This window comes from Sphingomicrobium sp., from assembly GCA_036563485.1.
GTDB lineage: Bacteria > Pseudomonadota > Alphaproteobacteria > Sphingomonadales > Sphingomonadaceae > Sphingomicrobium.
Genome location: DATCMI010000001.1, coordinates 1,693,088 through 1,706,396 on the forward strand (window position 1 = coordinate 1,693,088; position 13,309 = coordinate 1,706,396).

11 protein-coding genes and 1 tRNA gene are annotated in these 13,309 nt (G+C 66.2%); 6 read left to right on the top strand and 6 right to left on the bottom strand.

Going from position 1 to position 13,309, the window contains the following annotated elements; translation table 11 throughout:
• Window position 1: 1 nt before the first annotated feature.
• Window positions 2–1,453, bottom strand: a complete 1,452-nt coding sequence (locus VIL42_08810) for an ABC transporter substrate-binding protein (protein ID HEY8592947.1) — start codon at window positions 1,451–1,453, stop codon at window positions 2–4.
• Between the two features lie 113 nt (window positions 1,454–1,566).
• Between VIL42_08810 and VIL42_08815 the strand changes: the two genes are divergently transcribed.
• Together VIL42_08815 and VIL42_08820 are read left to right on the top strand one after the other, a co-directional pair.
• A complete protein-coding gene (locus tag VIL42_08815; GenBank protein HEY8592948.1) occupies window positions 1,567–3,540 on the top strand; it encodes a transglycosylase domain-containing protein in 1,974 nt (657 codons plus the stop codon).
• Window positions 3,541–3,665: 125 nt separating this feature from the next.
• A complete protein-coding gene (locus VIL42_08820; protein HEY8592949.1) occupies window positions 3,666–3,827 on the top strand; it encodes a Flp family type IVb pilin in 162 nt (53 codons plus the stop codon).
• An 82-nt stretch (window positions 3,828–3,909) separates the two neighbouring features.
• Here the strand turns inward: VIL42_08820 and VIL42_08825 are convergent.
• Both VIL42_08825 and VIL42_08830 read right to left on the bottom strand, forming a co-directional pair.
• A tRNA-Ala gene (locus tag VIL42_08825) sits at window positions 3,910–3,985 on the bottom strand.
• A gap of 81 nt (window positions 3,986–4,066) precedes the next feature.
• Window positions 4,067–4,387 (bottom strand): TIGR02300 family protein, encoded by a 321-nt coding sequence (locus VIL42_08830; protein HEY8592950.1) that lies wholly within the window; start codon window positions 4,385–4,387, stop codon window positions 4,067–4,069.
• A 118-nt stretch (window positions 4,388–4,505) separates the two neighbouring features.
• Here VIL42_08830 and cmk point away from each other — a divergent pair, with 118 nt between their 5' ends.
• Together cmk and VIL42_08840 are read left to right on the top strand one after the other, a co-directional pair.
• Complete coding sequence (cmk, locus tag VIL42_08835) at window positions 4,506–5,159, top strand: (d)CMP kinase (GenBank protein ID HEY8592951.1); 654 nt, start codon at window positions 4,506–4,508, stop codon at window positions 5,157–5,159.
• A 60-nt stretch (window positions 5,160–5,219) separates the two neighbouring features.
• Entirely contained in the window at window positions 5,220–6,812 is a 1,593-nt protein-coding gene (locus VIL42_08840; protein ID HEY8592952.1) for an EAL domain-containing protein, read from the top strand.
• Here VIL42_08840 and VIL42_08845 read toward each other — a convergent pair.
• From VIL42_08845 to VIL42_08855, 3 genes are all read right to left on the bottom strand, one after another.
• Window positions 6,809–8,299 carry an ABC transporter permease gene (locus VIL42_08845; protein HEY8592953.1) on the bottom strand — a complete coding sequence of 497 codons (1,491 nt, stop codon included), beginning with the start codon at window positions 8,297–8,299 and terminating at the stop codon, window positions 6,809–6,811. The genes VIL42_08840 and VIL42_08845 overlap by 4 nt on opposite strands.
• Window positions 8,296–9,213: an ATP-binding cassette domain-containing protein gene (locus VIL42_08850; protein HEY8592954.1), complete on the bottom strand. Its 918-nt coding sequence runs from the start codon at window positions 9,211–9,213 to the stop codon at window positions 8,296–8,298. The genes VIL42_08845 and VIL42_08850 overlap by 4 nt, the downstream gene beginning before the upstream one ends.
• A gap of 78 nt (window positions 9,214–9,291) precedes the next feature.
• Window positions 9,292–10,581, bottom strand: coding sequence for a L,D-transpeptidase family protein (locus VIL42_08855; protein HEY8592955.1), 1,290 nt, complete (start codon window positions 10,579–10,581; stop codon window positions 9,292–9,294).
• A gap of 552 nt (window positions 10,582–11,133) precedes the next feature.
• Here VIL42_08855 and rpsA point away from each other — a divergent pair.
• Together rpsA and VIL42_08865 are read left to right on the top strand one after the other, a co-directional pair.
• Entirely contained in the window at window positions 11,134–12,861 is a 1,728-nt protein-coding gene (rpsA, locus tag VIL42_08860) for a 30S ribosomal protein S1 (GenBank protein ID HEY8592956.1), read from the top strand.
• 129 nt (window positions 12,862–12,990) lie between these two features.
• Window positions 12,991–13,287 (top strand): integration host factor subunit beta, encoded by a 297-nt coding sequence (locus tag VIL42_08865; protein ID HEY8592957.1) that lies wholly within the window; start codon window positions 12,991–12,993, stop codon window positions 13,285–13,287.
• Window positions 13,288–13,309: the final 22 nt, after the last annotated feature.

Below are 13,309 nucleotides of genomic sequence, written 5' to 3' on the forward strand. Positions count from 1 at the left end.
GTCAGTCTCCTGCGGGCTTTCCTTCGAGGTCGGTGAGCGTGTGACGGGCGTAACGGTTCCCGGCGAAGGTCTGGATGCGCCGCGACACGAGTGACCAGCGGACCGGCGCCGCAATCGGCATGAACAGCTGCGCGTCGTCGATGCGCCCGGCCGCCTGCGCGAGCAGCGCGTAGCGCTCTGCCGGGGTCGCAGACTGACGCGCCGCCTCCATCATCGCGTCGATCTCCGAGTTGCAGACGCGCGCCGCGGCGCAGCGGAAATAGCGCACGAACCAGGCGGGGGATGCCGAGGGTGCGACCTCGTCGATCAGGGCGAAGTCTGCGTTTCCGCGGCTGGCTGCCCGCTCGACGGTAAAGCCGAGCGCGCCCCAGCTGTGCTGAATCACACCAAGCAGCATGTCGGCGCCCGGCCCGTCGGGCAAGGCTAGCCGGATCGGCCGCTTCGGCCCGGTGCCGCTCAGCCGAGCGGCCTCCGCCTGCAGCGCGGGCAAGCGCTCGGCGAGCGGCGTTGCAGTCCAAGGCGGGGCAGCAGGCGCCGGAACGCCGTCCAGGCCAGGCTCGAGCAGCGTGGCGCGCGGGGTGAGGCCGGGGACGCTGAGCGCGGTGACAAAGGCGTCGCGGTCGATCGCGCGGTTCAGCACATCCCGGAGCTCTGAATTTGCCAAGGGCCCGTCCTTGGCAAGCGGCACGAGCCCGAACAGCCCCGAAGCAGGATCGAAGCGAAGAGCGTTGCGGTCGAGCTTCGTGCCCCGTGCCCAGGGCAGGTCCACGAACGTCCCGCCGAGCACCAGGTCCGCCTTGCCTGCCGCGAAGCTGCGGACCGCGTCCTCGGCGTCGGCGGCGTCGAGGACGAGCTGCTCTTTCGTGGTCTGCTCATCGTCCACGGTGACGATCTCACGCGTGAGCTTGAAGGCTCCGTTGCTTCGTTCGGCGGTAAACGGCCCTGTGCCCTTGCCGTCGCGCAGGATCCCCATTTCCGGTTGAGCGAGCAGCGCCAGCAGGTCGGTTCGGGGCGAGATCAGACTGATTTCGATCACGCGGTCGGTCATCGCGACGATGTCTTCAACCGACCCGAACCGGTCTTTCAGGTCGTTCTTGCTGCGCGCCGCGATTTGGCGCTTGAGGATCCGGACCACCTGCTCGGCAGTGATCTTCCGCCCGTCGGGCCAGGTCGCCGGCTGCAGTCGAAAGATGTAGCTGAGCCCATCGGGACTGACCGTCCAGCGCTCGGCAAGGCCGGCCACAATGTTCCCCGCAGCATCGAAGCGAACAAGGCCCTGCGCGGTGGTGGCGAGGAGCAGTTTGTCGGGCGCGGTTAGGGGTCCCAGCGCCGGGTCGCGGAGCTTCGGCTCGTTTCCGATCACCAGCACCTTGATCGTGCCTTCGGGTTGCTTGCGGCACGCAGCGGGCGCGACGGCAATCGCGGCGAGCATGATCAGTGCGGCGATGCGCATCGCCAGCGGTTTAGCCGCAAGTGACGGTTCAGCAAGCGTCTGGATTATTCGTGCGTGCTGTTTTACTGGACTAAGGCAGCGTAAGCGCTTGCGCGGGAAGGTTTGACGCGTCGATGGTCGATACGGACGGGATCTGGAGCCGCGACGGCGTTCCCATCGAGGAGCTTCCCGACCCGCTCGCGCCGGAATGGCCGGTCCCGCCGCCAGCCGAAGCCGAGGAGCCGGCAAAGAAGAAGCGCCGGCGCTGGCCAATCTACCTCTACACGGTGTCGGCGATCCTGCTGCTCACGCTCGTCTGGCTGATCTTCACGGCACCCCTGTCGCGCGCGCTCGAGCCGCTCGACGATCCGGCGCTGCTCCTGCAGGCCGATGACGGCCGGGCCATCGCGCGCCGCGGTGCGGTCAAGGAAGCGCCGGTCGACGTCACGAAATTGAATGCAATCACGCCGGCGGCGTTCGTCGCGATCGAGGACCGCCGCTTCTACCGCCACTGGGGGATCGATCCGCGCGCAATCGGGCGGGCATTCGTCACCAACCTTCGTGGCGGGGGTGTGCGCCAGGGCGGCAGCACCATCACTCAGCAGCTGGCCAAGACCAACTTCCTGTCGGGCGACCGGACGATCAAGCGCAAGGCGCAGGAAGTGATCATCGCCTTCTGGCTCGAAGCCTGGCTGACGAAGGAAGATATCCTCTCGCGTTACCTGTCCAGCGTCTATTTCGGCGACGGCGTCTACGGCCTTCGAGCCGCTGCGCACCATTATTTTGACCGCGATCCGGAGCGGCTGACGCTGGCGCAGTCGGCGATGCTCGCGGGCATGGTGCAGGCGCCGTCGCGGCTGGCGCCGACGCACAATCTCGCTGGCGCCCAAAAGCGCGCAGGGCTGGTGCTCAAAGCAATGGCAGACACCGGCGCGATCACTCCGGCACGGGCGAAGGCGGTGAAACATGCACGGCCGGTCCCGCAGGGGTCGACCCTGCCGACCGGGTCCTATTTTGCCGATTGGGTCACGCCGCAGGCGCAGGGCGTGCAGCCGCCCGATTTCGGCGAAGTGAAGGTCCGCACCACGCTCGACCGCACACTCCAGAAAATGGCGGAGCGGGCAGTCGCCCGTGCCCCTGCCGGAGCCCAGGCGGCGATCGTCGCCATGCGCCCGGACGGTCGCGTCGTGGCGATGGTCGGGGGCCGCAGCTATCGCGAGTCCGCGTTCAACCGCGTTACGCAGGCGCGGCGGCAGCCGGGCTCCGCCTTCAAATTGTTCGTCTATCTTGCGGCGCTGCGCAGCGGCTGGACGCCGGACAGCATGATCGAGGACGAGCCGATCACCATCGACGGCTGGACCCCGGCGAACAGCGACCGGGTCTATCGCGGCAAGATCACGCTTCGCGAGGCGTTCGCCCGGTCGAGCAATGCGGCGACGGTGCGGCTGGCCGAGCAGGTCGGGCGCGGCAATGTGATCCGCGCCGCGCGGGACCTCGGCATTACCACTGCGCTGCCGGACAAGCCGAGCCTGGCGCTGGGGACAGCGGGAGTGAGCTTGCTCGAACTGACGTCAGCCTATGCGGCGATTGCCGGCGGGCGCTATCCGGTGGTCGCGCGCGGCTTGCCGGAGCGGCCGGAGGAGGGCGCGTTCGCGAGCTTCTTCCGGGGCGGCGGTTCTCTCGATCCGCGGCGTGACCGGGCAGCGATGCTCGACCTGCTCTACGCGGCTGCGAACAGCGGCACGGGGCGGCGGGCGGCGCTGTCCGTCGCGACCTTTGGCAAAACCGGTACGACGCAGGACAATCGGGACGCCTTGTTCGTGGGGTTCGCCGGAAACCTGGTGGTTGGCGTGTGGGTCGGGCGCGACGACGACAAGTCGCTTGGCGGCAAAGTCAGCGGCGGGACGGTGCCGGCGCAGATCTGGCGCAACTTCATGGCTTCGGCGCTGTCGGTCGACCGTGCGGCGGGCCCGCCGGTGCCGGAGCGCTACCGGCGCAAGCAACTGCCGTCGCAGAGTCCGCTGCCGCCCGCTTGGAGCGACGCGACCAAGGAACTGCGCGATGCCGCGGAGGCGTTGCAGGAGATTTTCGGAGCTTCCGAACGCTAGTTATCTAAAGTAAAAAATTTCGGCGGAACTTAACCGTTCTTCAACCACATCGGCGCAGATTGCCCACATCGACGCGCTGGACGCGGAGGTGAGGCGTATCTGTTAAGCCATGTGGGAGACCGGAGATGGCGAAGTTCCTGAAGCTTCTTAAGAACAACAAGGGCGCGACCGCCATTGAATATGGTCTGATCGCGGCCCTGATTGCGGTTGCGGCGATCGCTGCCATGGGCAACATCGGCAACGGCCTGAAGAACACGTTCAACAACGTGGGCAACAACCTGGCGTAACCGCCGGGCCGAGCCGAAAACACAAAACGGCGGCGCCGAAGGGTGCCGCCGTTTTCATATGCGCTTAGCGCAATTTGGAAGGTGGTGGAGCCGAGGGGGATCGAACCCCTGACCTTCGCAATGCCATTGCGACGCTCTCCCAGCTGAGCTACGGCCCCACGTCTTCAAGCGCCTCTAGGCCAAATTTCCCCCGCTGGAAAAGGGGGAAATCTTCAGCCCGGGCGCTGCACCTCGCGAATTTAGCTTTCGTCGTCCTCACTGGCGGTCTCGACTCCAAGGTCGTCGTCGCCGGTTTCGAGATCGACTTCCTCGTCGGCGCTGACTTCCTCATCCTCGTCGATCGCGAGATCGTCCGCGGCGAGATCGTCGTCGGCCTTTTCGGGTTCCTTGGCGGTCGGCGCCGCTTCAAAGGCGAGCGGCTGCTTCGACTTCAGCACCGGTTCCGGGACCCAGTCGTTCCCGCATTCGATGCAGTGGACCGGATCTTCGTTGCCGAGGTCGTAAAAGCGGGTCGAGCACTTGGGGCAAGTGCGCTTGGTGCCCCATTCGGGCTTCACCATGGTGAGTTTCAACTCCAGTAGAAAAGGCGTGGTTTGCCGGTCTCGCCGGCTTCGGCGGGGCGCCTTGCCATAGGCATATGCCCCTGTCAAAGCAGCCGCCTCACCGGAGGAAATGGGATTGGCAGACAGCGATAAAAAGGGGGCGGTGATCGCGGTCGACGGCCCGGCGGCAAGCGGAAAGGGTACGGTTGCGCGGGCGCTCGCCGAGCATCTCGGCCTGCCGCACATGGACACCGGCCTGCTGTATCGCGCGGTCGCGCTCAACCTGTGGCGCTGGGGCGGCAATCCCGGCAACGAGTTCGAGGCGCTCCGCGCTTGTGACGATTTGAGCTTCGACCCCGACGACCCGGAGCTGCGGAGCGAGCCGGTCTCGCGCATCGCGTCACATGTTTCCGTCTATCAATCCGTCCGTTCGGCGCTTCTCGAGCGGCAGCAGCAATTCGCCGCGCAGGACGGTGGCGCGGTGCTCGACGGGCGTGACATCGGCACCGTCGTCGCCCCCAATGCCGACGTGAAGCTGTTCGTGACCGCGGCGCCGGAAGTACGCGCGGAGCGCCGGCTGAAGGAGCTGAAAGGCCGGGGCATGGACGCCCATTTCGACGAGGTGCTGACCGACATCCGCGCCCGCGACGAGCAGGATTCGAGCCGGGAGGCCGCGCCGCTTCGCACCGCCGAGGATGCCATTGTCCTCGACACCAGCGACCTTGATGTCGAGGCGGCGATCGCGGCTGCAATCAGGCTCGTCGAAGAGCGCCTCCCCGCCCGAAACTGACGGGTAGGAGAATTTTCACCTCCGTCTGGCATCAGGGTCAGGGGCAAGAGGTGAATGATTGTGAACCGAGGTAGAAACCAGGCCGTCCGCATCGCGAGCAGCCATGTGATCATCACGTGCGCGACGCTGGCGGCGATATTGCTGTTTGTCGCGCTTGCGAGCCGCGTCCTCCCCGCCGCAATGCAAGGCGTCGCGTCTGATCCCGCAGGTATCCTGCCGGTTGCCTTGATGCTCAACATCGCAATCATTCTGTTCGGCTGGCGCCGGTCGAAGGACCTTAAGGAAGCGCTCGACGCCTATGAAGCGGCCGAGCGGCTTGCCCACCGCAATGCCAACACGGACCCGGCGACAGGCCTCGCGAACCGTCGCGAGCTCATGCGGGTGTTGAACGAACGGTTGGCCAGCGCCGAGCCCGGCGTCCTGCTTCTCCTCGACCTCGACCATTTCAAGCGCGTCAACGACCTCCATGGGCATGCGGCCGGCGACAGGATCCTTACCGCAGTTGCCGAAGCGCTCGAGAAAAGTGCGCCCGAAGGGGCCTGCTGCGCACGCATGGGCGGCGACGAGTTCGCGATGCTTCTGCCGGCCGCTGATCCGCCCGGCGCGGAGCGCGTGGCGCGCGCCATTCAGTCGCACTTGACCCGCCCGGTGACGGTCGAGGGCGCACAATTGCAGATCTCCGCCTCAATCGGTCTCGCGGGCCTCGATGCACGGTCGGACGAAGAAACGGCGCTGCGGCGAAGCGATGTCGCGCTTTACGCTGCCAAGCGCGGCGGCCGAAACAGTTTCGCCTGGTTCGACGAGCACCTCGAGATCGAGTTGTCGGACCGCTTGAAGCTCGAGGAAGATATTCGCCTCGGCATCCGCCGCGGCGAGTTCGTGCCTTATTTCCAGCCGCTGATCGATCTGGCCAGCCAGCAGATCGTCGGGTTCGAGGCGCTGGCGCGCTGGCGTTCCGCGGACGGCAGCGTGCTCGATGCCGAGAATTTCATCGAGGCCGCCGAGCGCACCGGGCTGATCGGTCCGCTGACGCTCAGCATCGTGGAGCAGGCAATGCGCCACGGCCGCGACTGGCCGGGCGATCTCAAGCTTGCGGTCAACATCTCGCCGATCCAGTTCCGCGACGCGTCGCTCGCCGAGCAAATCCTGAAGTTGCTGGCAACGACGGGCTTTCCGCCGAACCGGCTGGAGATCGAGATCACCGAAGCCTCACTGCTCGAGGACCGCGAACAGGTGATGACGATCATCGAGAGCCTGAAGAATGTTGGCGTGCGGATCTCGCTCGACGATTTCGGCACCGGTTATGCGAGCCTGGCGCAGGTCAACCGCCTGCCGCTCGACCGCATCAAGATCGACAAGAGCTTCATCACGACCATCGTGAAGAGCAAGCGGACCGCGGAGATCGTTAACACGATCGCGGCGCTCGGCCATACGCTGGACGTGCCGATCAGCGCGGAGGGTGTGGAGTCGGAGCAGATCCGCGCTGCCCTCGAGCAATTCGGCTGTTCGGAAGCCCAAGGCTGGCTGTTCGGCCGTGCCGTTTCGAGCGACGCGGTGAAGACGTTCCTGCGCATGAGCGAGGCCGGCATCGGCCCCGAGCAGGGACTGCCGGGCGCGATCCCCGCGCGGGTCCGCCGCAGCCGCTCGGCCTAAGCGTTCGCCGAGCGCATCCGCGCGATCAATTCGCGCACCCCCGGCCGCTGCCCCTGCGACAGAAGGCTGGCCCGGAACAGCCGCCCGAGGAGCACGAGCTCTGCGGCGGTGAACAGCGCCAGCACGACCGCGGTGCCGAGCACCTCCCAGGTCGGAATGCCCATGCCCAGCCGCGCCAGCACCGCAAACGGCGTCCAGATCGGGAACCAGGTAATGACCTCGATGAGCGCGCCGCCATTGTTGCCGCGGATGACCGCCTGCATCAGCAAAGTGATCGGCATGAGGATGAGGAGCAGCACGGGCATCAAATAGCCCTGCGCATCGCGCATCGAATCGCTCATCGCACCGATCGCAACGAACAGGATGGCGATGGCGACGTAGCCGACGATGAAGAAGTAGATCATTGCGAGGATGGTGCCGGGCGAGCTCAACGGGTCGAGGGCCGGGCGGATGAGGTCGGCGATGGCGCCGTGCGTCGCATAAGCAGCGAACAGGCCGGCTGCCGTCCACACTGCGATCATGAAGAGGCCGACGCCGGCGGTGCCGAGCAGCTTGCCGTACATCAGTTCTTCGGGACTGACGCAGGCGAGCACCGTTTCGAGGAGCTTGTTCGAGCGCTCCTCGACCGTGCCCTGGAGCATCCAGCTGCCCGACAGCATCAGCGCCATCATCAGCATGTAGGAGGCAGCGAGCGGAAGGATCGACCGAACCAGCATGGATTCGCGGGCGCCGCCCCCCGGTGGCGGGGTGGAGATGGAGAGGGCGGGGGTGATCGTGCTGGCGCCCTCAGCCGCTTCCGCTGACACGCCCTGCGTTTCGAGGAAGCGGGTGCGCAGGTCACGGGTAAGCACCTGCTGGACCACGGCCACGAACTGAGGGGAGGGATCGCGATTGGCCCAAAGGCGGGCAACCGGGCTGGGTCCGAAGTCGGCCGGGATCAGGAGCACGTAGTCGACCGGCTCGGCCTTCTTGTCGGTCGGTTTGAGGACCGGCTGCAGCGCGGCGTCGAGGCCGGCATCCGGCACCTTCGCAACCGAGGCCGGGGCGGCGACCAGTTCATATTCGGGCTTCGGCGCCTTGAACTCGGGCGTGTCCTCGTCCTTCACCCGAGCGATCGTGGCCTGGGCCGCGGCGACGCCGCCGGCGGCGATGAAGCGCTCGACATCGGCGTCGCTGTACCAACGGTCATGCTGCGCCCAGAGCGCACGCGGGTCGGCACGCTCGAGGCGGTGGCGCTGAACGTAGCGGGACAGCTTTGCCAGCGCCTCTCGGTTCTGGTCGAGCGCCAGGCGCTGCTGCAGGGCACGCGCTTCGCCGCCGCTGCGGTCGATGATCATGACCCGGTCGGGCTCATCCTTGTCGATGAACCGCGGTGCGACGGCACCGAGCGCAATCGACAGGGGAAGGATCAGGAGCGTCAGCCAGAAGCTGCGCATGCTCGCGATCTGGCGAAACTCGCGAGCGGCGACGATCAGGATGTTCTTCATTGGCGGGTCTCCGCAGAGCCCACGATGTGGACGAACACGTCGTGAAGGCTGGCTTGAACCTGTTCGAAACGGCGCAACGGGAATTGGTCGGCGATGCAGCGTTCGAGAACGTCCCCGGGAGCGACGCCCGGCGCCAAGCCGACGTTCCACAGCCGCCAACCGTCTCCCGCTTCATCCCCGTCTTCGGCACTGTCGACGCCGGCGAGGCGGGAAGGGTCGTCCCGGGACACGACCGTTAAGCGGGCGGGCAGCTCGCCGCGTGCTTGCTCGAGCGTGCCTTCAAACCGTTTCCGGCCCTTGGCCAGCAAGAGAAGCCGGTCGCACAAGCGCTCGGCGTGCTGCATGATGTGGGTCGAGAAGAGCACGGTGGCGCCGCCGTCCGCGGCGCGGCGGATCTCGTCCTCCAGCAGCCCCTGGTTGACGGGATCGAGCCCGGAGAAGGGTTCGTCGAGGATGAGCAGGCGCGGTTGATTGACCAGCGCGGTGGCGAGCTGGACCTTCTGCGCCATTCCCTTCGACAGCTTGTCCATCGTCGAGTTGGTGTTTGCGGCGAGCCCGAAGCGATCGAGAAGCACCGCGCCCTCGCGCTTCGCATCCGCAGGCGTCATGCCCTTCAGGCGGCCGAAATAGACGATCGTGTCGAGCGCCGTCATTTGCCGGTAGAGGCCGCGCTCCTCCGGAAGAAAGCCGATCTCGCGGGCATTCGCGCGGCCCGGCGCGCGGCCGAGCACCTCGATCCGGCCGCTGGTCGGACGAATGATGTCGAGCACCATGCGCAGCGATGTCGTCTTGCCCGCACCATTGCCGCCGAGGAAGCCGAAGACGGTGCCGGGTTCGACGCTGAAGCTGAGATCGTCGACTGCCAGCGTCTGATCGAAGCGCTTGCTGACGCGCTCCAGTGTCAACACACTCACCTGTTCCGCCCCCCTTGCAGATCCGTGAGCTTTCTTACGGGCCAGGGAGGCGGCGGCAACGCCCGCCGTCGAAGATTCTCAGCGCTTCGCCGAACTGGTGCCCGAGGCGAGGGGCTCGGTCGTGTCGAGCTTGTAGATGTCGGTCGCAAAGGCGACCCGATTGCCGTCCGGCCGCGCGGTCAGATAGCTGATGTAGATCGGCACGCCCTTGGCGATCAGCACATTTTCCTCCGGCCCGTCTCCCGATGGAACGGGGTCGCGCCCGAGCAGCCAGGTGGCGAGGCGCTCGGGATGTTCGAGGCGGACGCAGCCGAGGCTGAGCGTCCGCTTGGCTTTTGCGAACAGGTTCTTGTGCGGCGTGTCGTGAAGGAAGATGCCCTGGTCGTTGACGAAGCCGAACTTCATCTTGCCCATCATGTTGTTGCCGCCGGCGCGCTGGCGCACGTGGGCTTCGATGTCGCCCGCTGCGACAGCCTTCCAGTCGATGCTTTCCGGGTCCACCGGAACGGCCTTGTCGCCGCCGAACGCCGCGACCGTGTCGTAGCGAGCGGCCTTGAGGTAGGAGACGCCGCGCTTGAGCACGAGCGGCGCGACGACGCGCTTCGTGACGTCTTGCGGAATGTGCCAATATGGGTTGAGCGTCACATAATGGATGGTGCCGGCGAGCAGCGGCGTCTGGGCGCTTTGCTTGCCGACGATCACCTTCATGCTGTCGACGACCTGCCCGTCCTGGAGCATCATCATCTCGGCATTGGCGACGTCGACTAGGATGGCCCGGCCTTTGCCGGGTACGAGCCGGAGGCGGTCGAGCGTGGCCCGAACCCGGGGGTCATCCTGCTGGCCCTGTTCAATGGCAGCGGCGCGAAGGGCCGAATAGATCGGGTTGACGTTGGCGACGGCGTCGATATGCGCGGCGAGCGACGGCGCGGAGAGCGCTTCGAGCAGGATCGGCGTCGCGTCGGGCGCCTTGAGCTGAAGCGCGGGGTCTCCGAACCCGAAGCCCTCGACCGGCGCCTTCAGCGCCTGCACGTAGCGCACCCATGCGCGCGAGATCTGCTGGTCGTCCAGCGGCGTGCCGCTGGCCAGCGCAGCTTCGACGGAGGCGGCGAGCATTGGGCCGTCAGCCACACCGTCCGCGGGCGCGCGCTTCAGGATCTCGGCGAGGCGCGACGCTGCTGCGCGGGAGGTTGCGTCGCGCAGCCAGATGAGCGTCGCTGGCCGGGCTGCATAGAATCGCGCAACGTTCGAGTCCGGAGGGGTTGCGACGATCCGGGCCGCTGGCTGGGCCGGCACCGCTAGCGGGGCGACATCCTGCGCGTGGGCGGAAGCGGACAGGGCCGCAGCGACGACAAGGCTCCAACGCAGCATGGGTCGAGCCTAGCCCATCGCGCCCTTGAGCGGGAGTGGCTTTCGGCCCGATTTCAAGAGGATCAGGATTTTCTCCGGACCGCCCAGACAAACGCGGAAAGGCTGGTGATCAAAGCGGACAAGGCGATGATGAGCGGGGCATCGAGAACAAGCATGAGCGGCGACTCCGAGCAGAGACGCCATTGTTCCCTATTTGTTCCTAGCGAGCAATAGGAGATTTCCTATTCACCGATCTCCCCGCCCGGAGGAACGCGCAGCGGACGCCGTCTTGCCGATAAGGGCACTCTCGGCTAAGGGGCCGGCGTCCAGCGGGCGCTAAGCTGCTCGCGGAAGCCCGCTTTTTTGCGAGCGCGTGCGGTTGGCGGCTGAAAGGTCCGGCACCGGAACGCGCTTTTTGCGCATGGCGGGCCCGCGAGTGCTTCGAGCCTTTTAGGACGCCGCGACCGGATGAGCCGGCCTCGGCACTGTAAGGAAACCAGGTCCGCATGTTGGAGCTGCGCCATGGTGGCGCTGCGCGGCAGGCCGATTTGAACGACGGAAGACCTCTACCCTATGGCGACTACGACATTCCCGACCCGCGACGATTTCGCGGAGCTCCTCAACAAAAGCCTCGGCGGCGAAAACGAAGCCTTCGAAGGCAAGGTGGTGAAGGGCACCGTCACGGGGATCGAGAATGACCTCGCCGTGATCGATGTCGGCCTCAAGAGCGAAGGCCGCGTTCCGCTGCGCGAATTCGCCGCTCCCGGCCACAAGGCCGAGCTGAAGGTCGGCGACGAAGTCGAAGTCTATGTCGACCGGGTCGAGAACGCGAACGGCGAAGCGATGCTGTCGCGCGACCGCGCCCGCCGCGAAGCGGCCTGGGACAAGCTCGAAAAGGAATTCGAAGCCGGCAACCGCGTCGAAGGCGCGATTTTCGGCCGCGTGAAGGGCGGCTTCACCGTCGACCTCGGCGGCGCCGTGGCCTTCCTTCCGGGCAGCCAGGTCGACATTCGCCCGGTCCGCGACGTCCAGCCGCTGATGGACCTGCCGCAGCCGTTCCAGATCCTGAAGATGGACCGCCGCCGCGGCAACATCGTCGTGTCGCGCCGCGCGATCCTCGAAGAGACCCGCGCCGAGCAGCGCAGCGGCCTCATCCAGAGCCTCGCCGAAGGCCAGGTCATCGAGGGCGTGGTCAAGAACATCACCGATTACGGCGCCTTCGTGGACCTGGGCGGCATCGACGGCCTGCTCCACGTCACCGACGTCAGCTACAAGCGCGTCAATCACCCGTCCGAGGTGCTGAACATCGGCGACACGGTGAAGGTGCAGATCATCCGCATCAACCGCGAGACCCAGCGCATCAGCCTCGGCATGAAGCAACTCGAGAGCGATCCGTGGGAAGGTGCGTCGGCCAAGTATCCGATCGACGGCGTGTTCCGCGGCCGCGTGACGAACATCACGGAATATGGCGCATTCGTCGAGCTGGAAGCCGGTATCGAAGGCCTCGTCCACGTTTCGGAAATGAGCTGGACCAAGAAGAACGTCCACCCGGGCAAGATCGTCAGCACCAGCCAGGAAGTCGACGTCAAGGTGCTCGAGGTCGACGAGGAGAAGCGCCGGATTTCGCTGGGCCTCAAGCAGGCGCAGGAAAATCCGTGGGCGGCCTTCGCCGAAAAGCACCCGGTCGGCTCGACCGTCGAGGGCGAAGTCAAGAACGCCACCGAATTCGGCCTGTTCGTAGGCCTCGAAGGCGATGTGGACGGCATGGTCCACATGTCCGACATCGCGTGGGGCGTATCGGGCGAGGAAGCGCTGGCGCTTCACCGCAAGGGTGAGACCGTCACTGCGCAGGTCCTCGACGTCGATGTCGAGAAGGAGCGCATCAGCCTCGGCATCAAGCAGCTCGAGGGCGGCGGCGGTGCCGGTGCCGGCACTGGCGGCGGCGCATCGGTCGGCGGCGTCAAGAAGGGCGACGTGGTGACGGTTACCGTTCGCGCTGTCCAGGACGCGGGCCTCGACGTGCAGGTCGGCGACGACGGCGCAGTCGGCTTCGTCAAGCGCGGCGACCTTGGCCGCGATCGCGACGAACAGCGCGCCGAGCGCTTCCAGGTCGGCCAGAAGTTCGACGCCATGGTCATCGGCTTCGACCGTTCGAAGAAGCCGAACTTCTCCATCAAGGCGATGCAGATCGCCGAAGAGAAGCAGGCGGTCGCCCAGTACGGCAGCTCGGACTCGGGCGCGTCGCTTGGCGACATCCTTGGCCAGGCGCTCAAGGAAGCGCAGGACAAGAAGGCGAAGTAACGGGAAAGGCGGCGTTTCTTTTTCGAAGCGCCGCCTATTCTTCTTGCTTGGCGGGCTGTTTCCTGACAGCTTGCGCAAGCGAACGGTCCTCGCGGGGGCAGGACCGGATTTTTCCGTGGCGGGGTGCCGATGATCCGTTCTGAACTCGTGCAGAAGCTTTGCAGCGACTTTCCCGACCTGACGCAACGCGAGGTCGAGGGCGTCGTCGGCGCGATCTTCGATTCCATCACCGACCAGCTGTCGAAGGGCGGCCGTGTCGAGCTGCGCGGCTTCGGCGCTTTTTCCACCCGCCAGCGCGACGGCCGCGTAGGCCGCAATCCGCGAACTGGCGAAGCGGTCTCGGTCGACGCCAAGCGCGTGCCCTATTTCAAGCCGGGCAAGGAAATGCGCGAGCGCTTGAACCTCAAGGAAGTCACGGCGGAGTAAAGCCGGCGGGCTCACCCGTCGC